Source organism: Methylobacterium sp. AC315 (assembly GCF_979253755.1).
Window position 1 is genome coordinate 1 of sequence record NZ_CEEDEA010000013.1, and the last position, 26,270, is coordinate 26,270.

21 protein-coding genes and 1 tRNA gene are annotated in these 26,270 nt (G+C 70.9%); 8 read left to right on the forward strand and 14 right to left on the reverse strand.

Annotated elements, in window-relative coordinates:
* The 3 genes from AC0IY0_RS19795 to AC0IY0_RS19805 all read right to left on the reverse strand — a co-directional run.
* On the reverse strand, positions 1 to 1,037 hold a 1,037-nt coding region (locus AC0IY0_RS19795; protein WP_471765106.1), incomplete at its 3' end, for a PGN_0703 family putative restriction endonuclease.
* Positions 1,038 to 1,534: 497 nt separating this feature from the next.
* Complete coding sequence (locus AC0IY0_RS19800; protein ID WP_471765107.1) at positions 1,535 to 1,855, reverse strand: hypothetical protein; 321 nt, start codon at positions 1,853 to 1,855, stop codon at positions 1,535 to 1,537.
* Between the two features lie 264 nt (positions 1,856 to 2,119).
* Positions 2,120 to 2,782, reverse strand: coding sequence for a hypothetical protein (locus AC0IY0_RS19805; RefSeq protein ID WP_471765109.1), 663 nt, complete (start codon positions 2,780 to 2,782; stop codon positions 2,120 to 2,122).
* A 250-nt stretch (positions 2,783 to 3,032) separates the two neighbouring features.
* Here AC0IY0_RS19805 and AC0IY0_RS19810 point away from each other — a divergent pair, with 250 nt between their 5' ends.
* The 3 genes from AC0IY0_RS19810 to AC0IY0_RS19820 all read left to right on the forward strand — a co-directional run bounded on the left by AC0IY0_RS19810 (position 3,033) and on the right by AC0IY0_RS19820 (position 7,030).
* Positions 3,033 to 3,653 carry a DUF3102 domain-containing protein gene (locus AC0IY0_RS19810; protein ID WP_471765110.1) on the forward strand — a complete coding sequence of 207 codons (621 nt, stop codon included), beginning with the start codon at positions 3,033 to 3,035 and terminating at the stop codon, positions 3,651 to 3,653.
* 43 nt (positions 3,654 to 3,696) lie between these two features.
* Entirely contained in the window at positions 3,697 to 4,806 is a 1,110-nt protein-coding gene (locus AC0IY0_RS19815; RefSeq protein WP_471765111.1) for a replication initiator protein A, read from the forward strand.
* Between the two features lie 517 nt (positions 4,807 to 5,323).
* Entirely contained in the window at positions 5,324 to 7,030 is a 1,707-nt protein-coding gene (locus AC0IY0_RS19820; protein ID WP_471765112.1) for a hypothetical protein, read from the forward strand.
* Between the two features lie 258 nt (positions 7,031 to 7,288).
* Here AC0IY0_RS19820 and AC0IY0_RS19825 read toward each other — a convergent pair whose 3' ends face one another.
* From AC0IY0_RS19825 to AC0IY0_RS19865, 9 genes are all read right to left on the reverse strand, one after another.
* On the reverse strand, positions 7,289 to 7,441 hold the full coding sequence (locus AC0IY0_RS19825; protein WP_471765113.1) for a hypothetical protein: 153 nt from the start codon (positions 7,439 to 7,441) through the stop codon (positions 7,289 to 7,291).
* A gap of 429 nt (positions 7,442 to 7,870) precedes the next feature.
* A complete protein-coding gene (locus tag AC0IY0_RS19830) occupies positions 7,871 to 9,421 on the reverse strand; it encodes a DUF6538 domain-containing protein (RefSeq protein WP_471765114.1) in 1,551 nt (516 codons plus the stop codon).
* 85 nt (positions 9,422 to 9,506) lie between these two features.
* Positions 9,507 to 9,598 (reverse strand) — tRNA-Ser (locus AC0IY0_RS19835).
* 12 nt (positions 9,599 to 9,610) lie between these two features.
* Complete coding sequence (locus tag AC0IY0_RS19840) at positions 9,611 to 10,456, reverse strand: glycosyltransferase family 2 protein (RefSeq protein WP_471765115.1); 846 nt, start codon at positions 10,454 to 10,456, stop codon at positions 9,611 to 9,613.
* Positions 10,453 to 11,721, reverse strand: coding sequence for a diaminopimelate decarboxylase (gene lysA / locus AC0IY0_RS19845; protein WP_471765116.1), 1,269 nt, complete (start codon positions 11,719 to 11,721; stop codon positions 10,453 to 10,455). Before lysA ends, AC0IY0_RS19840 begins: the two co-directional genes overlap by 4 nt.
* Before the next feature lie 136 nt (positions 11,722 to 11,857).
* Positions 11,858 to 12,205: an LPS translocon maturation chaperone LptM gene (gene lptM / locus AC0IY0_RS19850; RefSeq protein ID WP_147939681.1), complete on the reverse strand. Its 348-nt coding sequence runs from the start codon at positions 12,203 to 12,205 to the stop codon at positions 11,858 to 11,860.
* Positions 12,206 to 12,319: 114 nt separating this feature from the next.
* A complete protein-coding gene (locus AC0IY0_RS19855; protein ID WP_147909941.1) occupies positions 12,320 to 12,622 on the reverse strand; it encodes a 3',5'-cyclic-nucleotide phosphodiesterase in 303 nt (100 codons plus the stop codon).
* Between the two features lie 127 nt (positions 12,623 to 12,749).
* On the reverse strand, positions 12,750 to 13,451 hold the full coding sequence (locus AC0IY0_RS19860) for a hypothetical protein (protein ID WP_471765118.1): 702 nt from the start codon (positions 13,449 to 13,451) through the stop codon (positions 12,750 to 12,752).
* Between the two features lie 109 nt (positions 13,452 to 13,560).
* Positions 13,561 to 14,181, reverse strand: coding sequence for a DUF1134 domain-containing protein (locus AC0IY0_RS19865; RefSeq protein ID WP_147939680.1), 621 nt, complete (start codon positions 14,179 to 14,181; stop codon positions 13,561 to 13,563).
* A gap of 252 nt (positions 14,182 to 14,433) precedes the next feature.
* Between AC0IY0_RS19865 and AC0IY0_RS19870 the strand changes: the two genes are divergently transcribed.
* Positions 14,434 to 15,036, forward strand: a complete 603-nt coding sequence (locus AC0IY0_RS19870) for a YHS domain-containing (seleno)protein (protein ID WP_471765120.1) — start codon at positions 14,434 to 14,436, stop codon at positions 15,034 to 15,036.
* Here the strand turns inward: AC0IY0_RS19870 and AC0IY0_RS19875 are convergent.
* Positions 15,017 to 15,898: a 3'(2'),5'-bisphosphate nucleotidase CysQ family protein gene (locus AC0IY0_RS19875; RefSeq protein ID WP_147939679.1), complete on the reverse strand. Its 882-nt coding sequence runs from the start codon at positions 15,896 to 15,898 to the stop codon at positions 15,017 to 15,019. The two genes, AC0IY0_RS19870 and AC0IY0_RS19875, sit on opposite strands and share 20 nt — an antisense overlap.
* Before the next feature lie 416 nt (positions 15,899 to 16,314).
* On the opposite strand from AC0IY0_RS19875, the gene AC0IY0_RS19880 reads away from it, so the two are divergent.
* Entirely contained in the window at positions 16,315 to 17,262 is a 948-nt protein-coding gene (locus tag AC0IY0_RS19880) for a cytochrome-c peroxidase (protein WP_471765121.1), read from the forward strand.
* Between the two features lie 239 nt (positions 17,263 to 17,501).
* Positions 17,502 to 19,163: a methyl-accepting chemotaxis protein gene (locus AC0IY0_RS19885; RefSeq protein WP_471765122.1), complete on the forward strand. Its 1,662-nt coding sequence runs from the start codon at positions 17,502 to 17,504 to the stop codon at positions 19,161 to 19,163.
* Between the two features lie 23 nt (positions 19,164 to 19,186).
* On the opposite strand, the gene AC0IY0_RS19890 is transcribed toward AC0IY0_RS19885, so the two are convergent.
* The gene (locus tag AC0IY0_RS19890; RefSeq protein WP_471765124.1) at positions 19,187 to 22,123 is read right to left on the reverse strand and encodes a bifunctional [glutamine synthetase] adenylyltransferase/[glutamine synthetase]-adenylyl-L-tyrosine phosphorylase; all 2,937 of its coding nucleotides are present in this window, start codon (positions 22,121 to 22,123) and stop codon (positions 19,187 to 19,189) included.
* Positions 22,124 to 22,665: 542 nt separating this feature from the next.
* On the opposite strand from AC0IY0_RS19890, the gene chpT reads away from it, so the two are divergent.
* Entirely contained in the window at positions 22,666 to 23,376 is a 711-nt protein-coding gene (gene chpT / locus AC0IY0_RS19895; protein ID WP_147909948.1) for a histidine phosphotransferase ChpT, read from the forward strand.
* Positions 23,377 to 23,479: 103 nt separating this feature from the next.
* Positions 23,480 to 26,227: a hybrid sensor histidine kinase/response regulator gene (locus tag AC0IY0_RS19900; RefSeq protein WP_471765125.1), complete on the forward strand. Its 2,748-nt coding sequence runs from the start codon at positions 23,480 to 23,482 to the stop codon at positions 26,225 to 26,227.
* The last annotated feature ends 43 nt before the right edge of the window (positions 26,228 to 26,270 follow it).

Sequence of the window (26,270 nt, forward strand, 5' to 3'; positions counted from 1 at the left end):
GGGGTGGCGGGGGTGTCCATCTCGAGAGCGAGCGCGGCGACCCGATCGAGGTCGAGGTAGCGTGCGTGGAAGGCGCGGGCGGTATCAGCCGCGCCAGTCGCCGCCAGGGCGGTGAGGACGGCCTCGAGGGTAAGGTGGGTGAAGCCGACGCCGCCCCGGGCGCCCGTGGGGTCGACGAGGTGGGCGCGGTAGGCTTCGGCGGCGGCCGCAACGCGGTGATTCAGGGCGGGCCCGAGCAGGATGAAGTGGGCACGGCTAGCCAGCCCGCGGGCAAGGGCGAGGTGCAGGAGGGAGTGCTCCCGGCGGAGCTGCTCGAGCCCGGGGCGGTAGAGGGCGGGGGCGTCGGGGTCGACGAACAGGCCGCTGGCGCGGGCGACCTCGTAGTAGCGGTCGCGGTGGGAGGCGGCCGGGCCTTGGAGATTCTCGACGTACTTGCACTCCAGGCCGATGAGGCCGGGCTCGCCGTCCGGGCTGACGAAGTCGATCCGGGCATCCCAGGCGGTGCCGTCCCCAAGCAGGGCGGGGTCGTCGCGCCCGATCGAAGACTCTACCGTGATGCCGGTGATGGCATGCACGGTATCGGGCAGCAGAGCGCGGAACACCGTGGTGGCCAGATCCTGATCGCGGGCGAGAGGCGCGAGCAGATTGATCAGCAGACCTTGCGACGAGAGGAGATGACCCTGGATCTTGGGGACGTCCCAGGCTGAGCCCGGCTCCCGCAGGACGAAGGCGCGATGAAGGAAGGCGCGGGTGGCGGGTTCAAGGAAGGCGGCACCGGCGCGAGCCGCGTCGGTGCGCAGGCGGTAGCCGGCCCGGACCCGGCGCGTCTTGCCGTCGGCGGTGCGGGTGATGTGGACCCCGGCGGGCAAGTTGTGATCGGCGCGCCAGAGGCTCGCCAGAACCCTGGCCGCGGCGGCGAAGCGGGAATCGGTGCTGATGAAGGCCCCGTGTGCCTTGCGCAGGGCGTTGGGCAGGGCCGGGGCGTGCGGCAGGCGGGCGAGGAAGGGGTCGGCGGTTGGCAGGGTGAGGTCGGCCACGAAGAGGCTCCCGGCTGGCGACCGCGGGCGGTGCGGTCCGGGATGGCTTCACGGCTGCGTGCTGGAACTTGCGCGGGCGGCGCGATGAAGGCGCGGCGGTAGTCCTGGTTGGTGTCTGCGCCGGGGCTGTCCGGCGACGGCGTCTGGGGGGCTCTGGGTGGTTCGGATGGTGTCGCCGGGTGTGTGTTGGGGTGGCTCGGTGGGTGTGTCGGCTCGGGTTGTCTCTTGGCTGTGGGTGGCTGCGTGTCCGGGGGGGTCTGCTGGTGCCGGTTTCGCGGTGTGTGTCGCGCGTCTCGTCCGGTGGGGTTTTATTGTTGTATCACACTGTCAAGGTTGACGATACGGCCTCGACACCCTCGGGGTGTAGCGTTTTACTGTAAAAAAGACGGACACCCGCATGAAGACCCTCGTACGCATGAACGGGTGCGGCCGCGGCAACGCGGGAGGCGTCGCCACGCCGATCAAGACGGGTGCGGATGGGGCGGGGCGACGGGCTCCTATTGATCGGTGAGCTGCGTCGCGTCTTGCGCGGCTCGGCGCGCCTTGCGCTGGCGGTCGCGCTCGCCGTCCTCGGGCGAACCGGGCGCGGGCAGCTTGAGAACCTGGGCGAAGGCGGCGAGCCCGCGCTCGGCGAGGCACTTACCGCCGTCGCGGTTGATGCGGCCGGTGGTGGGATAGAAGTTGTAGGGGCCGACCTTGATGTGGGCGGGCCCGGGGCGCTCGAAGTAGGTCGGGCTGTTGCGAGCGAGGTAGCGCAGGGCCTCGGTCACGCGGGGGTGGTCGTCGGGCCGGAAGGGGCTGAGGCGGGTTTCACGCATGGATCGGTCGTGGCCGTTGGCGTTGCGGGGTGCCCGTCGAGGGGGCACCGCCATATGGCGGCGCGTGCCCGGTCCCGAGTAGCTGCTCGTCGCCGTGCGGCCTCCGCTCGTAGCCCTGTCCCCCGAGGGATTGGGATTGGCGCGATCGCCGGGACCAGATCTGGACAGGGCTGGCTGAACCGCCGCCCATCCGAGCGAGCATCGGGATGAATTGGCGGGCGGGCTAGCGACGCCCCGGGACCGTTGGTGGGGACGAGCGAGCGTTCAGGCGTCGGCGTCCGCCGCGGTCAGACGCGCGTAGGTTTTGCGCACACCCTCCGCCGTCCAGCGGCGGCCAGTCGCCGTCGCGATCCCGCGCCCGTTCAACTCGTCCGCCGCGTCGCTCCAGCGACCGGGCCCCTCGGGCAACCGTGACAGGACATCGGTGACTTCTCGCTTGGCCTGATCTCGCGTCGCCTGCGCCTCCGACGATTGCCGACGCTGCCAGCGCCGGAAGTGTTTCACGGGGTCGAAGTCGCCACCTATCCCTTCGATCGGTGCAGGATCGGGGCGCAGGTCCTGCACCTGGATGCCGCGGTTCGCGACCGCGTCGTCGAGGATCTCTCGCATGAAGCTGTGCGGGCGCCAGTGGTGGACGAGGGAGAAGTCGACGTACACGAGTGTCGCCGCCTCGGCCGTGCACAGCGCGAGGGGACGAGCCAGCGCCTCGGCCACGGCGTCCGTCCCGCGGTCGACCGCTAGCTCTAGGAAGGCCGCCTCGTCGAGAAGTCGCCCCCGCTGCTCAGTCACGTAGCGGCGCACCAGCGTGAGCTGGTAGCAGATCGTGCGGCTGAGCCGGGCGGCGACCTCGACGTCGGAGGGCCACGTCCGCACTGGCCGGCGCGGCACCGGCAGTGACCAGTAGAACCCGACGAACGCCCGTCCCACGCCGCTCCCTCCGCCCCACGCCCCGACACCCGTCCGGCCCGGACAATTCCGACGTTTCCGCAGCGACCGCCTTCGACCGGCTAGTCCTGGGTCATCGCCTCGCGGGCACGATCATCGGAACCACACCGGATCCGATCTCTGCAAGAGGCGCAGCGCGGAGACGGGACGATGGTGATGGACAGATGATGGACGTAGCCCCGCACAGGGCGGTGGGGCGACGTACGGCCTGCAGGCTGAGGCGCTGGCGCTCGTGAACGCCTGCGCCGAGCGCATCCGCACGGCTTACCGAGGGGAGACGCGGCGCGTCCTGGGGATCGGCCAGGATTTGAAGGCGGCCAAGACGCACCTGCGGCACGGCCAGTTCGGACGCTGGCTGCGGGCTGAGTTCGGCTGGAGCGAGCGCACGGCGCAGCGCTACATGCAGGCCGCCCGGGTGTTCGGCGAAAAACCCGACACGGTGTCGGATCTCGCCCCCAGGGCGGTCTACGCACTGTCGGCCGAGTCGACGCCCGTCGCGGTCCGCACTGCGGTCTTGGAACAGGTGGAGGCGGGCGCACCGCCGGACGCGTCCGAGATCCAGGCCGAGGTGGCGCGCGCGCGGAACGCCGAGCGCGCCCAGCGGGCTGAGATGCGGGCCGTGCGCGATCTAACCCGACCCCTCCCGGCCGTGGTGGCCCAGCGCAAGGCGACCCTCGCGCGCCGGGCCGCCGGTTTCATCCTGGCGCGCCTGGGCGACGAGCGCCGGACTCTGGCGCGCCTGATCGAAGGTGTCGACCCGGCGGCGCTGGTCGAGGCGCTGCGGGCGATGGAAGCGCCGGGGCCAGACGAGCCGATCGCCGCGATCGAGTTCGACGATGCGGCGACGGCCTGATCCCCCCGCCCATCCTCGCAGACAGATTCAGGAGGCACACCCCATGAGCGACGGAACGTTTGCGGTCTCAGGCTCGGATGAACTGGACTGCGACCTCTTCGGCATCGAGGACGAGCCGGAAGACGAGGTCCGCCCTTGGATGTCGGCCGATGACCAGGCGCTACTCGACCGGGAATGCGCCGCCGGACACGGTGCTTTGGATCCCGACATCTTCGGCTTTGAAGACGACCCGGAGGACGCAGCGCGCCCGCTGATGTCGGACGCGGATCGGGAGCTGCTTGAACGGGAATGCCCCGCCGAGCCCACCATCATCGCGCCGCCGGTCCCATCGCCGCACCGGGCGCCCTGGCCGCTCTATGATGTGCGCGCGCTGATGGAGCGGCCCTTCTTCAGCCTGGCAAGCCGGGGGCGGCCCACGCCGATCGAATACGCCGACCCCAGGGGCCGATGCTGGCTGCTCGCGGTCCCGGCGGAGAGGCTCGGCGTGGCGAACATCCGCGACGCGGAGCTGCTGATCCTGATCGCCAGCCGCCTCGTGCACGACCAGCCGAGGGGTGCGGCGGTGCCGGAGGTCGTCGACCTCAACCCGCGCCAATTGCTTCAGGCGCGCGGGTTGAGCGCGAGCGGGCGGGAATATGCGCTCTTGCGAGCCGCCTTCGCGCGGCTGCGGGGGACCCGGTACACGACGAACATCGGACCCGACGGCAAGCCCGGCCCGGAGCGGACCTTCACGCTGATCACCATGGTGACGGAAGGAGAACGCCGCGGGCACCTCGCGGTCGGCTTGGGCGAGTGGTTCCGCACAGCGGTGGCGGAACGGCACCTGCTTGAGCTGAGCGCGGACTATCTCGGCATCGCCGGCAACTACGAGCGCTGGCTCTACCGCGTGGTGCGCAAGCACGTTGGCTACCAACCCTATTTCCAGATGAGCGTGCCGACGCTGTGGGGGAAATCGGGCCAGGGCAGCCCACTGCCGCGCTTCCGGCACGAGCTGCGCCGGATCGTCCAGGCCAACGCGCTGCCGGACTACCAAGTGTTCTGGCTGGAGCGCGGAAAGGGCGAGGCGCTGATCTCGATGAGCCCACGGTTGGAGATGGTGGACCGACGGCGGCGGAGCGGCGCGAGCGATACGGCACGCGTGGAACGGGAATGAGCGCTGACACGGCACTCGGGGAAGGATGCCGGCACACCCGGCTTAATCCCGTAACCTTTGCTCTCGGGTTTGATCTCTCGGGGTTGGGGAGTGGGGGAGGTTTCCACTTGCCGCTCGTTACCCCGGAGATGAGGAGCTACGGTCAAGCGGGACCATCCCCGGCCGGAGCCTGGGACGCCGCACGCGCGCTTGGTCACCTCGCAAGTCGAGGCGCCTCGCTACGGCCCCCCATTGCCCTGCTGGCTGGGGAGAATGCTCGCGACTTCACGGCGTCATGCAGGCCGCCGGTGGTCCTTCGGGCTTCGAGCGTTGCGGTGCCCGCGGGATATAACGACCACATCCCCACAGTATCCCATGTCCCCGCCGCGCTGCCGTATCACGCCGACCACGACGGGCAAGTCCGATCGATGCATCGGCCGGACAGGGATGTCATGGTTCATCTGTGGGCCCCGTTCAAGTCCCGCGGTGGGATTTCTAGGGCCGAAAACGGTTGAGGCGAGGACGGAGGAGCCTGACGTTGGGCGTCATCACGGATCACGCGTACCTGCTGCCCGACCCGGACGCATTCCTGCCGATCCGAGCCGGCTGCCGGGGCAGCGTGAAGGTCGACCTCGAGCGGGACGCCGACTGTGGCGGCGCGGCCCTGCGCTCGAAGGTGCGAGCCTATACCCCGGTGATGACGATCGTGGGCGACGAAATCGAGGCGCGGCAGTGGACCTACCTCAACGCGATCCATGCGGCGGTCGGTAGCGCGCGGGACGCGGCCAAGGCGCCGCTGGAGCGGCTCGGCATGTCTGACGGGCAGATCAAGTATCTCGAGCGCTCCTGCAAGCCGTCGCGGTTCCTGAGGCTCGTCTGGCTCTACGACATCGCGGTGGACCATGTGCTGCCGGGGGGCACCGAGTTCGGGCCGGGCGACCGCCTCTACAGCTTCACGCGTTGGGAGGATCGCGCTTTCCGGATACGTCTGCCGCGCGCCGCGGCAGAGGCAGTGGATCTGGGCATGTTGGCCCGGGTGTCCCCGACGCGCTGGGGCGGCGAGCCGTTGCGGGCGATCGTGACGGGTCGAGGTGAACTCGGCGACGACCGGCAGATGTGGGTGACGCTGAAGCTCGCGCGCCGCCCGACCTTCCCGGACGAGGAACGGTGCCGCATTGAGATCCTCGCGCCGCGTCTGGCTCAAGATTACCCTCCGCCGGCCGAGCAGGTCGTGGCCCAGGACGACCCAGGCTATCGCGACCGCTGGGGGCTGACGGCCGAGGAGCGCGCCAGGATGCGCCAGCGCGGGCGGGGCGGCGGGCTCTTCGCGCGACCCGAGTACAAGCGCGAGCGGGCGCTGCAAGCGGCCGAGGAGGCGGAGCGACGGCGGACCGCACCGCCGCTGGCGTTGATGAAGCCGGCGGCGAAGAGCCGGCTCGGCGACACCGGCCTGTCGCGGTTGGAGCTGAGAGAGGCGGAGTGGAAGGCGGCCGGCATCCGCACGACGAAGCGGCGCACGATGACGGTGACGCCGGAGATAATCGTCGACGTGCGGATCGGCCACGACGCGGTGGCCTTGAAGCTGGACGCAGACTTCGCGGCGTCCGCGGCTAGGCGGGTGGTTGAGGCGATGGCTGCGGCGCAGCCGGGTGGCGAGGGTGATGCGTCGTCACCACCCGTGCTGTTCGCCTCCTGCCTGCTGCCTTCCGGGGTGGCCGAGACGGTGATGTCGGGGGGCTGGCTCGAGCTGGCGTTCACCCCGGCGATGGGCGAGCGGTACCGGGAGCGCGGTCCGGTGGTGGCGGCGCGTTGCGAGATCGACGGGGAGCGGCGCGTGCGCCTCGGCTTGGCGCTGCCGGCCGGGGCGGTGCGTGTCGAGGGAACGATAAAGGTGCACGGCGCAGTGCTGGCGGACCCCGACGGCGCGCGCGAGGTGCTGGCGGTACCCCGTAGCTGCGTGCGGCGGCTGCCGGATCAAGCGGCGGACGGGCCGGAGGGGGTGATCCTGGTACACGTGGGCGAGCGCGCGTTGGCGCCGGTGCGGGTGCGGCTTGGGCTGATGGGCCGGGAGGTGGTCGAGATCGATACCGCGGTGCCGCTGCGGGCGGAAGAGGCGATCGTCTACGATCTCGGAGGGTTCGACGACGCGGTGTTCCTGTTCCGCGCGGGTCAAAAGCAGGCGGCTGGGGCGGCGGACCGGCTGCGTTACCGGGCCAACCTCAACCGCACGGATCGCCGGCAGTAGAATAACGAGGATCGGGTCGTTTCGTGCCCCCCGCTTCGAGGTGCAGCGCGGGATCTCGTGGCTGTGAAACGAACCCGCTGCGCGAGAGGGTGCGCTCAGAGAGGGCAAGACAGGATCGAAAACACCGCGCGCGTCGTCTGAAGCCGGTTAAGCGCGGGCCGTGCATCGCAGCCGCTTCAACTGGGAAGCTCCCCGATGCACGATCGACGTCCTGTCCCTGGCCGAATTACCGCCTGCGACGACTTCTCCGGTGATCGCCTACAGCACGAGGAAGGCGTGTGCCCAATCCGGCTCGTCGGTGCCGGTGGCGGTATAAGGCGTGAGCGAGGTATAGCCGATGCACAACACGTCGGCGACGATCCAGTACGGCACCTCGCCGCGCTCGATCTGCTCACGGAAGAAGTCTTGCATCACCGGATCGAGCCGGTGAAGCGGCAGGACGCGCTGCCCCGGCCGCGCTGATTGCGGCGCTGCGATAGCTGGCGTTTGAAACCGCGGAGCGTGCCTGGGCGGCGGGGATGAAGACGGCATAATAGAAGACCTCCAACACAAGCACCGCGCAGGAGCGTCGGTGTCCACAAATCGTGGCGAGGTCTCTGGGAGTGAGCACGATTCGGCGGGAGCGCAACAGGGCTTGCGGCCTTCGCGCGACTAAATCGAACAGACCCCCTAGCGTTTGGGCTCGGAGGCCTGGAGGGAGCCGATCGTGCACGGCAGCGATCACCGCCGATGGGCCCTCGTAGCCAGCCCTGCTCGATCTTGTCACGATGCCGTTCTGTGGGCCGATCGACTTGAGCGACGATCGCGAACACTGCCACGCGTTCGGAGCTGCCCACAGCCTTAGGGGATGCGCGACATCTGCTCGAGCAGCATCGGCAGCCCGTAGCCGCCGTAGGCCCCGCTCACCGACTTCTGCCGGCCGAGCATGTAGATCGTGACATCCTCGCGCAGACCCTTGTCACGGGACAGCGACGAGAAGCGGTGACGCCAGCCGTGGTTGGGCTGCATGCGGGGGTCGGTCAGCCCCAGCGAGCGGATCCAACGGCCGAGCACCTTGCTGCCGTTGCCGCCCCGGCTGCCGAACCGGTCGGGCGGCAGGTCGGGGAACAGCGGCCCGGGCTTGGCCTTCCCGGCGAACTTGAGAAACCCTCCCGCGATCAGCGTCGGGTGAACCGGGATGGTGCGCTCCGAGTTCTCGTTCTTGAGCGAGCCGGCCTCCGGGCGGATGGCGAGCACGGGGATGCCGGCGTCCGTATAGACGTCCTCCTTGCGCAGCTGGCAGATCTCGGCCACCCGGGCGCCGGTGTAGGCGCACAGCCACGGCACCCACCGCCGCACGGGATCGCGCGCGGCTGCCGCGGCCGAGAGGATCACGGCGACCTCGTCCTCCGTCGGGTCACGCTTGCGATCCACCGCCCGGGCCTTCGTCGTGACCTTGATGCCGCGGGCGACGTTAAGCTTGAGCTTCTTGTTGTCGACGCCCCACTGCAGGATCGTGCGCACCGGCCCGATCTTGCCGTTGCGGATCGTGGTACCGCGAAGGCCCCGCTCCAGAAGCTTGTCCTTCCAGCGGACGACGTCGTCCTCGGTGATCCGCCCGGCCTCACCATGCCCGACGAAGGCCGCGAAGTCTTGCACCACCCGGGGGAAGACGTAGGCCGTCTTCGCCGCCGGCTGGCGCTCGCGCAGCCAGCCGGCGATCAGCGCCTCGAGGGTGATCGCGTCCGCGGGCAGGCCCGGCGTCTCGGGTCCACGCGCCGGCGGAGCTTGCAGCGGCGGCGCCGAGATCTGGCCGGCCAATGCAGGTGCCGGGGCCCAGCCGCCGCGGGCCATCTCGCGCAGCCGGAGCGCGCCGGCCTGCATCGCCCGGGCGATGGCGCGCACGAGTTCCCGCCGGCTGTCGGGATCGACGCGCAGGCCCTCGCGCTCGAGGTGTGCGTCGGCGGCGCTTTCGCACCATGCGCGCATCGCCTGACGCTGGACCATGTCCCGGTCGAGCCCGTCGGACATCACTTGAACCGCCGAGCGTCCCTCGAGCGCGAGCGGGCCCTCCTCGAACAGCGTCTCGCCGGCCTCAACCCGCCACAGGCTCTGGCGGCTCGGGTAGTCGAGGTGCTCGGCCACGAACGCCTCGGCGACCCGCGCGGCGAGCCCGTGCGCCTCGCGCTCGGTAAGCGCCCGCGCCCCGCCCCGGAGGTTCGCCCACTGCGCCTCGAGTTCGGCGAGCGCCCCGGCGAACAGGCGCTTGGCCTCTTTCGGGTCGCGGGTGCCCAGGCTGCGGCGGACCTCGCCGCGCCCGAGGGCAGCCTTCAGGTCGTCCGGGACGCGCCGGCGGAGATAAAAAACGCGGGTGCGCGGATGCAGCCAGGGAGTTGCCATCGCGAGGGCCATGTGTACCACCCGTGTGTACCACCGGGTGTCCAAAAAGCCATTGTCGGACAGCAAGCTACGGCAGGATCACCACAATTGAGTGTGGTGGCGGAGACGGAGGGATTCGAACCCTCGATACCCCTTTCGGGGTATGCTCATTTAGCAAACGAGTGCCTTCAGCCGCTCGGCCACGTCTCCGGCGCTCTGGCTCTAGAAGGTCGGATCGGGCGGGTCAACCCGATCCGGGCCGGTGGCGGTGCGGCGGCGGCGTTCGTAGTGCTTGGCGATGCGCAGATGCCGCGAGATGGCGTAGTTCATGGCCGTCAGGAAGCCGTAGGTGCCGCGCACGACGTGGCGTCGGCCGAGATAGGCCTTGAGGAAATTGCCCGGCAACTCGACGAACACGCGCCAGGTGGGAATCACCACGCCCCGGGCCTCGAGGTCGTCCGCCTGCTGGTCGGAATAGCGGTTGAGCTTGTCCAGCTGATCGCCGAGCGAGCGCACCGAGAAATGGTGGATCACCCCGCGGAGGCGGCCGGGCTTCACCCCGGGCTCCAGGGCGACCCGGTCGTGCACCGGGGAGGCCGCGTAGCGCCCCCGGTCCTTGCGGTAGAGGCGCACCGGGGTGAGCCGGTAGGCCCACGGGTGGGGCCGGCCCTCGCCCGGAAAGACCTCCGCGATGCCGATCCGCCAGGCCGCCCGGCTGGGCTCGCCGGAGGCGAACAGGGTGCGGATCTCGGCCGCCAGCTCGGCGGGAACGACCTCGTCGGCGTCGAGGTTCAGCAGCCAGACGTGCCGGCACTGCTCCTCGGCGAACCGCTTCTGCGGGCCGTAGCCGGGCCAGGGATTGTGGATCACCCGGGCGCCCAGCGTGGCCGCCAGGGCTTGGGTGCCGTCCGTGGAGCCCGAATCGACCACCACGAGGTCGTCGGTCAGGTCGCGCACCGCCCGGATGGTGGCGCCGATCCGGTCCGCCTCGTTCCGGGCGATCAGGAAGATCGACAGGGGCAGCGGTCCCGCCCCGGCCGCCCGCGAGCCCGCCGGCGCGCCGGTCACGCCAGCCAGTCCGGAACCCGGTCGAGGGCGACGAGGGCTTCGACGCTCACGCGCGGGCGCACCACGGCGGCCCGGTCGCCGCGCACCAGCACCTCCGGCACGAGGGCGCGGGTGTTGTAGGTGCAGGCCTGGACCGCCCCGTAGGCGCCCGCGCTCATCACGGCGATCAGCTCGCCCGCCTGCACCGCGGGCATCTCGCGGTTGAGGGCGAGATAGTCGCCGGTCTCGCAGACCGGGCCGACCACGTCGGCGACGATGCGCGGCGCGTCCGGGCCCGGCTCTGCGACGGGCCGCAGGCCGTGATAGGCCTCGTACAGGGTCGGCCGGATCAGGTCGTTCATTGCCGCGTCGACGATCACGAAGGTGCGCCCCTCGGCGTGCTTCACGTACAGGACCCGGGTCACCAGGATCCCGGCATTGCCGGAAATCATCCGGCCGATCTCGAAGACCGGGCGCAGGCCGAGCGGCGCGAAATGCGGACGCAGGGTCGCGGCCAGGGCGGCGGGGTCGGGTGGCGGGGCGTTGTCGTCCCGGTACGGGATGCCGAGGCCGCCGCCGAAATCGATGTGGCGCAGGGGATGGCCGGCCGCCAGGAGTTGCCGGGCGAGGTCGGCGAGCAGCCGTGCCGCGCTGGCGAACGGCGCCAGGTCGGTGATCTGGCTGCCGATGTGCATGTCGACGCCGTGGATCGCGATCCCCGGCAGGGCGGCGGCCGCGGCATAGACCTCCGGGGCCCGGGTGATCGGGATGCCGAACTTGTTCTCGTACTTGCCGGTGGAGATTTTGGCGTGGGTGCCGGCATCGACATCCGGGTTGACCCGCACGGAGATGGGGGCGGTCAGGCCTAGGCCGACCGCCGTCTCCGACAGCTGGGCGAGTTCGGGCTCGCTCTCGACGTTGAAGCAGAAGATCCCCGCCCGGAGCGCCGCCACCATCTCGTCCCGGGTCTTGCCGACGCCGGAAAACACGATCTTGGCCGGATCGACCCCGGCCGCGAGCGCCCGATGCAGCTCGCCGCCCGAGACGATATCCATGCCCGCGCCCTGGGCGGCGAGCGTCCGCAGCACGGCCTGATTCGAATTCGACTTCATGGCGAAGCAGACCAGCGCGTCGTCGCCCGCGAAGGCCTCCGCGAAGACGCGGTAGTGCCGCTCCAGGGTGGCGCTGCTGTAACAGTAGAAGGGGGTGCCGACCTCCGCGGCAAGGCCCGTCAGATCGACGTCCTCGGCCTGCAGGCGACCGTCGCGATAGTGGAAGTGGTGCATCTCGGCCGTGTCTCTCCTGCGTGCCGGAGCGCGGGGTGTTTCCCGTGAAACATCCCGGCCGCCTGCCGGCGGGGCGCCCATCGACGAGGGGCCCGACACGGCGCAGGCGCGGAGGCGGGCTCCGGCAAAAAGCCGTCTACAGCAGCGGATCGAGAATGAAAGGCTCCTTGGGGATCCGGTAGCCGCGCTTCGCGCCGCGGCCGGTCTCGATCGGGGCCCCGGTGCCGCCCGGCGGAACCGCCGCGATGGATAGTTCGTCCCCGGCCCGCACGGCCGCGGCCGTCGGCTCTTCCGCGCCGCCGCCGAGACCGACCGAGACCGGCAGGGTCCGGCGGCCGGCGACCGCATCGGAGCCCGCCGGCGCGGTCGGGGACGGGGCCGCGGTCTGCGGCGGCTCCAGGGAGCCGCGTCGGCCGCAGGCGGCGAGCGCCAGGGCGATGAGGCCGGAAGCGGCGAGGAGCTTCAGGGCGGGAGACGACAACATCGCGCGAGGATCCGGCGGGCTCGGCGCCGGCGCTCGAGGGCCGGCGGAAGCCTTACCTTAGCGGTTGGCGGGCGCCGGCGCGAGCGCGGACCCGCCACAGCAAGCGGCTTCGCCTCAGCCCCGCTGCTCCTTGGTGCCGCGGGCGCCCTGCTTGCCCTTGGCCGGGGCGTCCTGCTGCTGCTGGGCCTCGTACGCGTCGATCGCCCGGCGGCAATTCTCGCTGAGCTTCTTCCAGTTCTTCTGGAAGCAGGCGTCGGTGGCCGGGTCGTCAGGGGCGAGGTTGCCGCAATAGGTCAGATAATCGCCGGTGCAGTATTTCTTCAGGGTCTCGTTGCCGCGCTTCGACTGCTGCGCCGCGGCCGGCAGCGTCAGGGCGGTAGCCGCCGCGACGGCGAGAAGGATTGGCTTCAGGCGCATGGGGATACGTACCATCTCTCGGAGGCAGGACTGTCGGGAAAAGTCCCGGTTGCGATGATGCCTTTGCATGGTCGAAACAAGGCAATCAGCGAACGTTTCTGAGCGGCGATCGGGCTTTGCGCTCCGATCAGACGCGCTCGGGCTGGGGGGCGGGAAAGGCCGCCCTGGGCATCCGGTCCTGGCCGGTGAGGGCGTCGGCGACCTCCGAGATCCGCCTGCGCAGGTCGGCGTTCTCCCGCTCGACGCCGCCCTGGCGATCCGTGAGCGTCTGGGCGAGGGCTTCCTCGGCGGCCTTCAGGCTGGCCCGCAGGTCGTCGCGCTCCGCCGCCAGGGCGACGGGATTCGCGTCGGCATTGCCGGGCGGCGCCTGGTCGGCGTGCCGGCCCTTTCGGACCGCCAGGAGGCTGTCGAGCAGGTCCGCGTGCGCCTCCTCGAGGACGCGGAGCGTGGCGACGCTCGCGGTGCCGTCCTCGCGGGCGCTGGTGAGCTCGGTCTCGAGCTCCCGGGTCTTGGCCAGCGCCTGGGCGATCTCGCCGTCGCGAGCCGCCACGTCCCGGGCGAGGGCGGCCGCCCGCATGGCGCCGGCACCGATCGCCGCGAGATCCGCATGGCGCTTGGCCTGCACGGTCTCGACCCGGCGCTCCAGGCGCCGCTGCTGCACGGCGAACTGCGCGCGCAGGAAATCCCGCTCCGCGGCGATCTCGGCCGGCGACAGCGGCAGCCGCGCCTCCGCCCGCCGCCGCGCCAGGCGCGCGGCGCGCGCGTTGAGTGCCGGGAGCAGCAGGAGGCCGCACAGGCTCGCTGCCAGGAATCCCAGCGCGAAGATCATCACGGTTTCGATCACGAGGGGACGGCCCGCGCAGACGGCCGGAAGACCCGGCCCAGGATCAGTCTAACCCAGGTCGGTCGCCGGGGCGAAATCAAGCTCCACCCATCAATCAGAACGGGTTCCAGGTCGCCTCCCGGGTGAACTTCAGATAGCCGACATTGATCCCCAGCCGCGCGCCGACGCCACTGCGGATCGGCACCACGATGATACGGTCGCTCACGACCGCCGTCATGCCGAAGCCGCCCACCAGATAGGCCGAGCCGTCGACGCCGCCGAAGCGCCGGAACAGCTCGCGCACGTTCGGCAGGTTGTAGACCAGCATCATGGTGCGGGCGCCGTCGCCGCCGACGTCGAAGCCCACCGAGGGCCCCTGCCAGTAGACGCGGCGCTGGCCGGCGTTGCGGGTGTAGAGCGTGCCCTCGCCGTAGCGGACGCCGGCGACCACTGCACCTCCGCCCTCCTGCCCGAGGATGTAGCCGTTCGGCTCGCCCCAGCGCCGCCCCGCCTCCTCGACGGTGAGTGCGAGGCCGCGGGAGACCGACCCGAAGAAGCGATGGCCCGATTCCACGATCTCGCCGGGGCGGAACGTCTCGGGGGTGTCCAGGTCCTCGCCGCGGGCCAGCGCCGCGCCGACTCCGGAAAAACCCGCCAGCGGCGCGCCCAGCGCCAGGCCGAGGCCCGCGCGGAGCAGGTGGCGGCGGTGGGTGCCGCGCTCGTCTCGTGCCGTCATCGTTGCCTCCTCGCCCGGTTCGACGGCAGCATCGGATCCAGGCCGATGCCGCCGGTCTTGAGACTCCGCATCGTCCGAAAGCCGGTGACCATCGTTCGGGCGATGCTTTAACGGTTCCGCGGCGGATCCTGGCCGCCGCGGACATGAGCCGGTCTCGGCCGCACCCGCGACCGGGATCCGCTCGAGGACGGGCCCGCGATCCGGGGCGGCGCGGATCGATACGTCGGACCAGCTTCTGAGGAAAACCGCAAGATGTGGTTAACGTGCCCTGACGCCGCTCCCGCTCCGGCCTCGCTCCACGCGCCGCGTCCCGGGCGCCGGCGCCTCCACGCGGCACGCTCCGGCTTGGTGCCGGTCCTGGCGCTCGCCGCCGCCCTGATGGGCGGCGCGCCGACGGCGGCAGAGCCGGGAGACACGGCGGCGATCGAGTTGCTGGCGCTCCAAGGGTTTGACCCGGTCAGCTATTTCCTCAAGGACGGGCCGCGGGCCGGCGCCGCACGGTTCGAGCTGTCGTGGGGCGGCCAGGTCTGGCGCTTCGCCAACGGTGCCGACAGGACGGCCTTCCGGGACAACCCGGAGGTCTACGCCCCGCGGCTCGGCGGCTTCGACGCCGCCGGGATCCTGGATGGGCGCCTTGTCGATGCCGACCCGCTCGTCTTCGCCGTCATCGGCGAGCGCCTCTACCTGTTCCGGAATGCGGCCCGACGCGACCGGTTCCTGGCTGCGCCCGAACTGGTCCGCAAGGCGGAGGCGGCTTGGCCCGGCCTGCAGGACCAGCTGGACATGCCGACTCGGGACCCGCCGCTCAAGGCCCCGCCTCTCAAGGATGAACCGCTCAAGGATGCGCCGCGGTGAGGCGCGTCCGCACCGGCCGGGCGGGCCCGGGGGCCGGCAGCGCGAGGCCGGCGGCGAGGTCCGGGTCGCCCAGGGCCGCGAACGGCCCGTTGCGGTAGCCTTCGCGGTAGCAGCCGTACCGGATCGGGCCGCCACCGGGGACCACCACGCAGCCGCCGGCCGCCGCCAGGATGTGGTCGCCGGCGGCCGTGTCCCATTCCATGGTCGGCCCGCAGCGGACGTAGACATCCGCCTCGCCGGCCGCGATCAACCCGAACTTGAGCGCGGATCCGGTCTGGCGGGTCTCCGACACGGGCAGGGCGGCGAGACACGTCGCGGTCTCGGGATCGCCGTGCCGCCGGCTCCCCAGGGCGACTAGTCCGCTGCGCGGCGCCGGACGGGCCTGCACCGGACTGCCCGCGCCGGGGCGTCCGTCGATCACGGGGCCTTCGACGGTGGCCGCGCCGGCCCACCAGGCCCGCCCGAGGCCGGGGGCGACGAGGGCGGCCGCCACCGGGCGCTCGCCGGCGACCAGGGCGATGTTGACGGAGTAATCCGGCGTCCCGGCCAGGAAGTCGCGGGTGCCGTCCAGAGGATCGACCAGGAAGAAGTTCTGGGACGGCCGCACCGCGAGTTCGGATGCCGGGGTGCTCTCCTCGGCGACGACGGTTATCCCGGGGAAGCGGGCGGCCAGAGCCGCGACGATCAAGGCCTCGGCCTCGACGTCGGCGGCGCTCGACGGCGATCCGTCGGGCTTGAGGGCGTGGGGGCAGGGACCGCGATGATAGCGCCGCAGCACCTCACCGGCGGCGCAGGCGATCTCGGCGAGCACCGCGGCGATCCGCTCCCGCTCAGGCCCCGAAAACATCGCCGCGCCCGTCATGTCGCCTCCCGCCCCCGCCTGCATGCCCGAGCGGGTTGAGATTGTCGACGGTTCGGGCCGGCAAACGGTTCCGTTGCGTCGTCTTGATCGGGGGACGGCCGACGGCCAGCCCGGCCCGACCCGGCCCCACCCAGCCCTTCGCGGATGCCGGCGATTCGAGCGCGGGTCTTTCCCGGCGCGATCGGGACGCCCTGCGTCTCGCGATGGCGCGCAGAAGAAAGGCAGCCGTATCGTGCCTTCTTAAGAAAAATTCAAACTGAGATCTGATAGAGTCACGTAGAATCAGCCCCCAAACTTGCGCCTCCGACAGAGGTGTTGTTACGGAAGGCGACGGGATTTGGTCTGGATGCGATATGAGATCGATTATTATATTCGGTATTTCGATGGTTTTGCTAAAAATTATCGGATTTACGGGTTTGAATGCAGCAGAGCTGGATGTAACCAAGGGTCAATATAAGAGGCCGACGGCAATTTCGTTCCCGGAGGATGCGCTGTTCTCGCCGCAGGTCGCGACCCTCGGCAAGATGCTGTTCTTCGACCCGCGGTTGAGCGGGAAGCAGAATCTCAGCTGTGCAAGCTGCCACAATCCGTCATTCGGCTTCGAGGTTCCTGTCCCCGGGGCGATCGGGTCGGCCAACACGCCGCTTGCCCGCAAGGCGCCGACCCTGCTGAACGCGGCCTGGATCCCGACGCTGTTCTGGGATGGGCGTGCTCCGAGCCTGGAGATGCAGGCGATGGGACCGATCACGGCCGAAGCCGAGATGGACGGCAAGTTCCCCGAAATCATCGCGACACTCGAGCGGATCCCGGAGTACCGGGCTTGGTTCGTCACGCTGTTCCCGCGAGACGGCATCACCCAGGACAATCTCCTGAGGGCGATCGCCACCTACGAACGGACTGTCGTGGCGGAGTGGGCTCCGTTCGACCGCTGGATCGAGGGCGATGACGCCGCGATCTCGCCGGCGGCGCAGCGTGGCTTCGCCCTGTTCACCGGGAAGACCGGTTGCTCCGCCTGCCATACCGGCTGGAACTTCACCGACAACAAGTTCCACGATCTCGGCATCCCGACGACCGATATCGGCCGGGCGGCCGTCGAGCCCGACAACCCGCTGGCGCAGCACGCGTTCAAGACCCCGGGGCTTCGCAACCTGACCTACCGGGCACCCTTCGGGCATGCGGGCCAGTTCGCCAACCTTGAGGAGATCGTGGCGTTCTACGTGACCGGTGGTCTCGACCGGCCTTCGAAGTCGCCCCTGATGAAGCCGCTCAAGCTGAGCCAGGAAGAGCGTGCGGACGTGATCGCCTTCCTGCGCTCCCTGACCGCAGAGCAGACCCGGACCGCACTGCCGAACCTGCCCAACTAGGGCGCCCGCTGCCGCCGCAGCGGATATCGGTCCGGCGCCAGCGGGCGCGTCGCATCAAACAGGCTTGAGGCGAGCCCGCCCGCTTGCGGTTGGACTCTGCGCCAGAGCGCCGCCTCGATGCGTCGTCCTGGAATCGCGTTTCGACCATCGATCCAGATCTTCGCTCTCCATCGTCGCGATTCAAAAATCGGACGTCACACTGCGCGATGTTGTTCTGAGCGGGAAACCGGAAAGTCACCATGTCCATCCGCTACAAGATCCTGCTCCCGCTGCTCGCCTTCATGCTCCTCGCCGGACTCCTGGCCGGAATCACCGGTTTCGTCGGCCTCGGAGCGGTCGGCGACCTCTCGCGGCTCTCGGAACGCACCACCGAGGCGGCCGAGACCAGTCGCGCCGCCCGGGATCAGTTCCTGCGGGCCGAAAGCCTGGTCGCGCGGGTGAGCGCGATGACCGATTTCCTCGACATGGCGCCGATCCAGACGGAGTTCGCCGGGGCGAGCGCTCAGGTGGCGACCCTGCTCGGGCGCCTGAACGAGATCGCCCTGTCCGGACCGATGCAGGTCCTGGCCCGGAACGCGGAGGCGGATGCCCGCCAGTGGCGTGACGATGCCGAGCTTCTGCTCGGCATCCGGCAGGCCCGGGAGATCCCGGTTCACGAGCGCATGGTCCAGCAGAGCCGACGGCTGCGGACCCGGTTCGACGAAGCCGTGGCGCTCGCCGCCGCGGATACCCGGGCTCAGATGCAGGCGACCCGCGAGGCCACGGCGTGGAAGATCTGGGCGATGCTCGGGCTCAGCGGCGGCGCCGTCCTTCTCGGATCGCTCACGGCGTGGTGGCTCGCCGGGACTCTGGCGCGGCCGCTGGTGCGCCTGACCAGCGAGACGACCCGCCTGGCGGTGGGTGACACCAGCGTCGCCCTGGCGGCCGCGCAGCGCCGGGACGAGATCGGCGCCATCGCCCGCGCCGTCGTGGCGATCCGCGACACCTCCCGGGACGAGGCGGCACAGCAGCTCGAGGCCACCGAAGCCGCGCGCCTGCGCGAGGAGCAGGCGCGGCGCGCCATGCTGCACGACCTCGCCGACCGGTTCGAGCGCTCGGTCGGGGGTATCGTCGCCCACGTGGCCGAAGCCGTGGCCGGCCTGCAGGCCTCGTCCGGCACGATGCAGGCGGCCGTGGAGGGGACGGCGCTGCGCTCCACCAGCGCCGCGGACGCCGCGCAACGGACCGGCGGGAACGTCACCGCCGTGGCAGCCGCCGCCGATGCGCTGGGCTCGACCGTGCAGGAAATCGGCCAGCAGGTCGCGCATGCGGCCGGGCTGTCGTCCACTGCCGTGCAGGCCGCCTCCCGCACCGACACGATCATGGCGGCGCTCTCCGCCGCCGCAACCCGGATCGGCGACGTGGTCGGCCTGGTCTCCACCATCGCGGGCCAGACCAATCTCCTGGCGCTCAACGCTACGATCGAGGCGGCCCGCGCCGGAGAAGCCGGACGGGGCTTCGCCATCGTGGCGGCCGAAGTGAAGGAGCTGGCCGGGCAGACCGCGAAGGCCACCGACGAGATCGGCCGTCAGATCGACGCCATCCAGTGCGCGACCAACAGTGCCGCCGAGGCGATTCAGGACATCACCGCTCAGATCCACGCGATGGGCGGCGTGACGACGCGCATCGCCGGCGCAATCGACGATCAGGGCGTCACCACGCAGGACATCGTGCGCAGCATGTCCGAAGCCTCGGGCGGGACCGACAAGGTGACCGCCGACATCTCCGAGGTCGCCCGCTCGGCGAGCGCGGCCGGTCACGCCGCGAAGGCCGTGGCGACCTCGGCCGACGATCTGGCCGTCCAGTCCCGCGCGCTGCACGCGGAGATCGATCAGTTCCTCAGGAACGTCCGGGCCGCCTGAGCGCGTCGGCGCCGGGCGAAGCCTTATCGCGGGGATGGGCCGATCGCCGTCCGCTTGATCCGGGCGAGCAGCGCGCAGGTCCGGCGCCGGTGGCGATGCAGCTCCGCCGCGAGGCTGCGGGCATCCGGCAGGCCCACCGCCTTCGCGATCTGCCGGGCGGCCCCGTCGGACGGGTCGGAGCCGGGATCGGCCATCACGAGCCGCTGCCATTGGTAGACCGCGTCGAGGAAGCCGTAGGTCTCGGCCAGGGGCTCGGTCAGGGCGGCGGGCAGGATCCCGCGCGCGCCGGCCTTCCGGAGCACAGTCTCCCCGGAGAGGCCAAGGCCGTCGGACTGGACCGGCGGGTGGCTCAGCACGATGGACTGGGCGAGGAAATCGAGGTCGAACAACCCGCCGGGGGCGAGCTTGAGGTCGTAGGGCCCGGCATGGCCGCGCTCCTCGGCGACGAGCCGGCGCATCTCTCCGGCCGCGGCGCAGACCTGGGCGGGATCGCGCGGCTGCGCGATCGTCTCGGCGATGGTCGCCATCACGGCCGCGCCGAGTTCGGGATCGCCCGCCACCACCCGGGCCCGGGTCAGCGCCATGTGCTCCCAAGGCTCGGCCGCCTCGCGCTGATAGGTCACGAAGCCGTTCAGCTGCACGGCGGGCGGGCTGTGGCTGCCGTAGGGCCGCAGGCGCAGGTCGACCGCGTAGAGCCGACCGCGGCGTGTGGCGGTGGTCAGCGCCGCGTAGAGCCGCTGGGCCAGGCGGTTATAGGCCACAACCGCGTCCAGCGGGCGCGGGCCGTCGCTCATCCGGTTCTCCGGATCGAAATCGTACAGGAACACGAGGTCGAGGTCGGAGACCGCGCTGAGCTGCCGGGATCCGAGCCGGCCGAGCGCCAGCACGCAGCACCGGCCCTTCGGCACGGCGCCGTGGTCCTGGGCGAACCGGCGCTCCTCCGCCTCCAGGTTCAGCGTGACCGTCGCCTCCGCGATGGCCGAATAGGCCTCCCCGGCCTGGCGCGGCGTGATCAGGCCGGACAGGAGCCGCGCGCCCGTGACGAAGGCCATCTGCCGGGTGGCGTCCCGGCACCGGTCCAGAAGCTCCTCGTGACTCGCCGGCTGCCCGACCAGCGCCCGGTACTGGTCGCTGACCTGCTCGGGACCCGGCACCGGCGCCACGAAGTCGGGATCGAGCACGGTGTCGAGGACGTGGGGGCTGAGGCTGACCGTGTCGGCGAGGTGGGGCGAGGTCCCCAGGATGTCGGCGAACAGCAGGCGCAGACGCGCGTGCGAGCGCAGGATGGCGAGCAGCTCCGCCACCGCCGGCATCCGGGCGAAGGCCCGGTCGAGGGTGAGCAGGGCCGCGTCCGGATCGTTCGTGCCGCCGAGCGCCCGCAACAGGCTCGGCAGCAACTCCGTCAGGATCTCCCGCGCCCGGCCTGTCTGCAGTGCCGGACGGCGGCCGACATGCCAGCCCTGCACGGTCTCCCAGGCCGGCCGCGGATCGCGGAACCCGAACGCCGCCAGGGCCTCCAGGGTGGAGGGGTCGGCCTCGCTCTCGCCGAAGACCAGGGCGTCCTCCGGCGCCCCATCCCCGGGCGCCGCCTCGAACAGCAGGGCGTAATGGGCCTGGACGCGGCCGGCCTGGTGCAGCAGCGCCGCCTCGAACGCCGCCCGCGTGTCGAATCCCGCGAACAGGGCCAGGGCGTCGAGCGCCGCATCCCCGGTCGGCAGGCGCTGGGTCTGCTCGTCGCGGATCATCTGGATCCGGTGCTCGAGGGTGCGCAGGAACCCGTAGGCCTCCGTGAGCTCGTCCCGGGCTCGCGCGTCGATCCAGCCCTCCTCGACGAGGCGGGACAGCATCTCGACGGTCCGGCGCCCCCGCAGGGCGGGCTTGCGGCCGCCGAACACGAGCTGCTGGGTCTGGACGAAGAACTCGATCTCCCGGATGCCGCCGCGGCCGATCTTGATGTCGTGGCCCGCCACCGTGATCGTGTCGTGCCCGCGGACCAGGTGGATCTGCCGCTTCATCGCGTGGATCTCGGCGATGGCCGCGAAGTCGAAGTGCCGGCGCCAGATGAACGGCGCGAGGTCGGCCAGGAACGCCGCGCCGGCCGGGATGTCTCCGGCGATCGGCCGGGCCTTGATGAAGGCGGCGCGCTCCCAGTTCTGGCCCAGCGTCTGGTAGTAGTCGAAGGCGAAGCCGGTGGAGAGCGCCACCGCCGTCGAGCCCGGGTCCGGGCGCAGCCGGTAGTCGATCCGGTGGACGTATCCGTCGGCGGTGCGCTCGGACAGGAGCTTCACCAGGCCCTGCGCCAGCTTGACGAAGAACGCCTTGGGGTCGCCGCCGGTGGCGGCCGCGGCGGGCTCGGCCTCGTAGAAGACGACGAGGTCGATGTCGCTGGAATAGTTCAGCTCGGCCCCGCCATGCTTGCCGAGCGCCAGGATCACCAGCCCGGAGCCGACCTGCGGCGCCCCCGGGTCCTGCGGCCGGAACCGGGCGGCCGCCATCCCCTGCCGGAGCAGCGCGTCGGTGGCCGCGCTCACCGACGCGTCGGCGAAGTCGGACAGGGCCCGGACGACCGTGTCGAGGTCCCAGCAGCCCCCGAGATCGGCCAGCGCCACCAGGAGGGCGTGCGCCTCGCGGTTCCTGCGGAGCTGGCGGGCCACCTCCGCGAGGTCGGGGTTGGCCCCGCAGGCCCCGCCGACCGCGCGCTGCCGCTCGATGATCGCCCGGCTGGCGGCGCCCGGCGGCTGCGCCATCAGGGCGACGAGCCGCTCCGGCGCGCGGGTGACGGCCTGCCACAGGAACGGCGAATGGTCGGCGAGCCCGAGCAGCAGGGTGCGGCAGGTCGGGGTGAGGAAACCCTCCGGGAGGGCCGGCTCGATCTCGGCGAGCCGCGCGCGGGCGGTCTCGGGATCGGCGGGCCGAAGGCTGGGGCGCAGGCTGTCGCGCAGGGTCGGTTCGGGCTGCATCGGCCGGGCCGTCGTCAGCGCGGCCGTCCGGGCGCGTCCACCCGGATCGGCTCTGTGGGAATGCCGGCGCGCGCCTGGGCGATGGAGCTTCCGCTTCGACCGGTGGTCTCGCGTCTCACGCCGATCCTCCCTAAAGCGCTGGCCGCCGAAGCGGAGACCGGTTCGGCGTCAGCGAGCGCGTTGCACCAGTCGCGCGCTGCACCCGATCGCGTCTGGCTTCCGGGACGGCGCACGATCCGCGTCGCCCTCGGCACGATGGTCGGCATCCTAACCGATCCGGGCGCGGCCGGCACGGGGCTTTCCAAGCTGCCCGCCAAGCTACCCATGGAGCTGCCTGCCGAACCGCCCGGTAACGCTTTTCAAAGGCGACCGTGGCGTTTATCCGTGCGGACCGGTCCATCGCCCCCGGCCCGGCCGCCGGGCCGCGCGGCGTGTTTCGCGGGGACTCGACCGCCAACCGGGCGGCCAAGGATCGGCGGCTCCGACGCGACGGGCCGGCCCGCAGATGATTCGCCCCCAGATCCGCCCGCCCGGAGCGCAGCATGTCCTCCCCGAACGCACCCCGCCTGACTCTCGACGGCCTCGACCTCGCCGCCCTGCTCTGCTCCCGCGTCTGCCACGACGTGATCAGCCCCGTCGGCGCGATCGTGAACGGGCTGGAAGTGCTGGAGGACGACGATGACGAATCGATGCGGGTCTTCGCCCTCGAACTGATCGGCAAGAGCGCACGGCAGGCCTCGGCCCGGCTGAAATTCGCCCGGATCGCCTTCGGGGCGGCCGGCTCCGCCGGCGCCTCGATCGACCTCGCCGACGCCGAGAGCGTGGCCAAGGGCATGTTCAGCGACGAGAAGACCAAGCTGGCCTGGAGCGCGCCGCAGGCCCTGTTCCCCAAGAACAAGGTCAAGCTGCTCCTGAACCTCGTGATGATCGCCACCTCGGCGATCCCGCGGGGCGGCCTGATCGACGTCACCGTCTCCGGCGACGGCGAGGCGCCGACCCTCGTGCTCACCGCCAAGGGCTCGCATGCCCGCATCCCGCCCCATGTCGAGGAGCTGATGGCCGGCAGCCCGGAGAGCGGCACCGTCGACGCCCACGCCATCCTGCCGTTCTACGCCGGCCTCGTGGCGCAGGCCGCCGCCATGGATGTGCGATTCGCCATCGAAGGTGATGAAGTGACGATCACGGCCTCGCCGACAGTGATCGCTGCGCCCGCGGAGGCCGGTGACGAAGATTCCGGCACCGCGCTCGCCTAAAAAACTGGAAAACCACGGGGTGGGGAGGGGATTGAAACGCTTCCCTAACCCCGCGCGAGTAAGTACGTTACGCGAGAGCCTCTTCGTGTAACGAGTATCGCCGATGGACGACCTGCTTCGTGAGTTCCTGACCGAGAGCGGGGAGCACCTCGACACGGTCGATGCTGAATTGGTTCGATTCGAGCAGGATCCGAATAACCAGACGATACTTCGGAATATCTTCCGACTCGTTCACACGATCAAAGGAACCTGCGGGTTCCTCGGCCTTCCGCGCCTCGAGGCCTTGGCGCACGCCGCCGAGACCTTGATGGGCCGCTTCCGGGACGGCCTGCCCGCCACCTCCGAATCGGTCACGGTGATTCTCTCGACCCTGGACCGGCTGAAGGCGATCCTGGCCGACCTGGAAGCCACCGGCACCGAGCCGGCGGGCTCCGACGACGACCTGATCTCCGAGCTGGAGCGCCTGGCCTCGGCCGAGCCCGAGCCCCAGGCGGCACCGGCCCCCGCGCCCGAGCCGGTGCTGCCGGATCCGGTCTCCCGCGAGCCGAAGCCGGGCGAGGTGACCCTGGACGAGTTGGAGGCGGCCTTCCTGGCAGCCCCGGGCCCGAGCGAGGCCGACTTCGCCGCGCCGGCCCCGGCTCCCGTCGAGGCGCCGAAGGTCGAGGCCCCCAAGCCCGCGGTCGCCAAGGCCACTGCGCCCAAGCCCGCCGCGGCCAAGCACGAGTCGTCCGAGCCCGAGTCGGGCAGGGCAGAGCCGGCGGGTGACGCCGAGGCCGTGGTGGCCACCGAGACGACGGCGGCCGGGAAGATCCAGACGATCCGCGTGAATGTGGACACGCTCGAGCACCTGATGACCATGGTCTCGGAGCTGGTGCTGACCCGCAACCAGCTCCTCGAGATCGCCCGCCGGCACGAGGATTCGAGCTACAAGGTTCCGCTCCAGCGCCTGTCCCACGTCACCGCCGAGCTGCAGGAAGGCGTCATGAAGACGCGCATGCAGCCGATCGGCAGTGCCTGGCAGAAGCTGCCGCGGGTCGTGCGTGACCTCTCGGCCGAACTGGGCAAGCAGATCGACCTCGTGATGGTCGGCGCGGAGACCGAGCTGGACCGGCAGGTCCTCGAGGTGATCAAGGACCCGCTGACCCACATGGTCCGCAACTCGGCCGATCACGGCCTCGAGTCCACCGCCGGGCGCATCGCGGCGGGCAAGCCGGCGCGCGGCACGATCCGCCTCGCCGCCTACCACGAGGGCGGCACGATCACGATCGAGATCGCCGACGACGGCAAGGGCCTCGACCTCGCGGCGATCCGCAGGAAGGCGGTGGAGCGCGGACTGGCGGCCCAGGCCGATGTCGAGCGGATGACCGACGCGCAGGTCGCCAAGTTCATCTTCGACGCCGGGTTCTCGACCGCGGCGGCGGTCACCTCGGTGTCGGGCCGCGGCGTCGGGATGGACGTGGTCAAGACCAACATCGAGACCATCGGCGGCATCATCGACATCGCCACCACGGCGGGCCGCGGCACCACCTTCACCATCAAGATCCCGCTGACCCTGGCCATCGTGGCCGCCCTGATCGTGCGCGCCGGCGAGCATCGCTTCGCGCTGCCGCAGGTGGCCGTGCTCGAACTGGTGCGGGTCGATGCCGGGGCGCAGCGGGTCGAGCGCATCAACGGTTCGCCGGTGCTGCGCCTGCGCGAGCGGCTGCTGCCGATCGTGTCGCTCACCGGCCTGCTCGGACAATCGGCCGACACGGGCGAGGAGGCGACGCAGGCGGGCTTCGTGGTGGTGGCCCAGGTCGGGCGCGAGCGCTTCGGCATTCTGGTCGACGAGGTCTTCCACACGGAGGAGATCGTCGTGAAGCCGATGTCGGCCAAGCTGCGGCACATTCCGATGTTTGCCGGCAACACGATCCTCGGCGACGGCGCCGTGGTGCTGATCGTCGATCCCAACGGCGTGGCCCGGCAGGTCGCCCAGGGCGTCCAGGGCAGCAACAGCCATGCCGATCCCGACGCCGAGGTGGAGATGTCCGACGGCATCGACTCCAAGACCACGCTCCTGGTGTTCAAGGGCGGCCAGGGCAGTTTCAAGGCGGTGCCGCTCTCCCTGGTGACCCGCCTCGAAGAGATCGAGTGCGACAAGGTCGAGTGGCTGGGCGGCCGTCCGCTGATCCAGTACCGCGGCCGGCTGATGCCGCTGGTCCCGGCCGACTCGGCGATCACGATCCGCTCCGAAGGCACCCAGGCGCTGGTGGTGTTCTCCGACGGGGAGCGCGCCATGGGCCTCGTGGTCGACGAGATCGTCGACATCGTCGAGGAGCGCCTCGACATCGAGATCGCGGCCGACCGCTCGGACCTGATCGGCTCGGCGGTGCTGCGTGGCCGCGCCACCGACATCATCAACATCGCCCACTTCCTGCCGCTCGCCTACGACGACTGGGCGCGCGGCCCGAAGAAGTCGGAGCAGGTCTCGACGCTCCTGCTGGTCGACGACTCGGCCTTCTTCCGCGACATGCTGAGCCCGGTGCTGAAGGCCGCGGGCTATCAGGTCATCACCGCGGCGAGCGCCGAGGCCGCGTTGGCACTCCTGCAGTCGGAGCCGCGGATCGAGATCGTGGTCACCGACCTCGAGATGCCGGGCCGCAGCGGCTTCGACCTCGTCGCCGCCATGCGGGCTTCCGAGCCGCGCCTCGCCGGCTTGCCGGTGATCGGCCTCACCGGGTCGGTGGGCGCCGAGGCGGTGGAGCGGGCCCGGGCGCTGGCGATCAGCGACCTGGTGGCCAAGTTCGACCGCAGCGGATTGATCGCGGCCCTGGCCGAGATCAGCGCCACGGATGTCTCTCAAGCCGCCTGATCCCGGCACCGCCCGCCATACGACGATCGAACCCGGAGAGTTC

Bases quoted from the DNA above. Each gene is read 5' to 3' on its own strand.
- chpT (WP_147909948.1), top strand. From the start codon at position 22,666: ATGTCCTCCCCGAACGCACCCCGCCTGACTCTCGACGGCCTCGACCTC.
- AC0IY0_RS19860 (WP_471765118.1), bottom strand. From the start codon at position 13,451: ATGATCTTCGCGCTGGGATTCCTGGCAGCGAGCCTGTGCGGCCTCCTG.
- AC0IY0_RS19865 (WP_147939680.1), bottom strand. From the start codon at position 14,181: ATGACGGCACGAGACGAGCGCGGCACCCACCGCCGCCACCTGCTCCGC.
- AC0IY0_RS19890 (WP_471765124.1), bottom strand. From the start codon at position 22,123: ATGCAGCCCGAACCGACCCTGCGCGACAGCCTGCGCCCCAGCCTTCGG.
- AC0IY0_RS19900 (WP_471765125.1), top strand. From the start codon at position 23,480: ATGGACGACCTGCTTCGTGAGTTCCTGACCGAGAGCGGGGAGCACCTC.
- AC0IY0_RS19815 (WP_471765111.1), top strand. From the start codon at position 3,697: ATGAGCGACGGAACGTTTGCGGTCTCAGGCTCGGATGAACTGGACTGC.
- AC0IY0_RS19875 (WP_147939679.1), bottom strand. From the start codon at position 15,898: ATGACGGGCGCGGCGATGTTTTCGGGGCCTGAGCGGGAGCGGATCGCC.
- AC0IY0_RS19885 (WP_471765122.1), top strand. From the start codon at position 17,502: ATGTCCATCCGCTACAAGATCCTGCTCCCGCTGCTCGCCTTCATGCTC.
- AC0IY0_RS19830 (WP_471765114.1), bottom strand. From the start codon at position 9,421: ATGGCCCTCGCGATGGCAACTCCCTGGCTGCATCCGCGCACCCGCGTT.
- lptM (WP_147939681.1), bottom strand. From the start codon at position 12,205: ATGTTGTCGTCTCCCGCCCTGAAGCTCCTCGCCGCTTCCGGCCTCATC.
- AC0IY0_RS19870 (WP_471765120.1), top strand. From the start codon at position 14,434: ATGTGGTTAACGTGCCCTGACGCCGCTCCCGCTCCGGCCTCGCTCCAC.
- lysA (WP_471765116.1), bottom strand. From the start codon at position 11,721: ATGCACCACTTCCACTATCGCGACGGTCGCCTGCAGGCCGAGGACGTC.
- AC0IY0_RS19855 (WP_147909941.1), bottom strand. From the start codon at position 12,622: ATGCGCCTGAAGCCAATCCTTCTCGCCGTCGCGGCGGCTACCGCCCTG.
- AC0IY0_RS19825 (WP_471765113.1), bottom strand. From the start codon at position 7,441: ATGCAAGACTTCTTCCGTGAGCAGATCGAGCGCGGCGAGGTGCCGTAC.
- AC0IY0_RS19800 (WP_471765107.1), bottom strand. From the start codon at position 1,855: ATGCGTGAAACCCGCCTCAGCCCCTTCCGGCCCGACGACCACCCCCGC.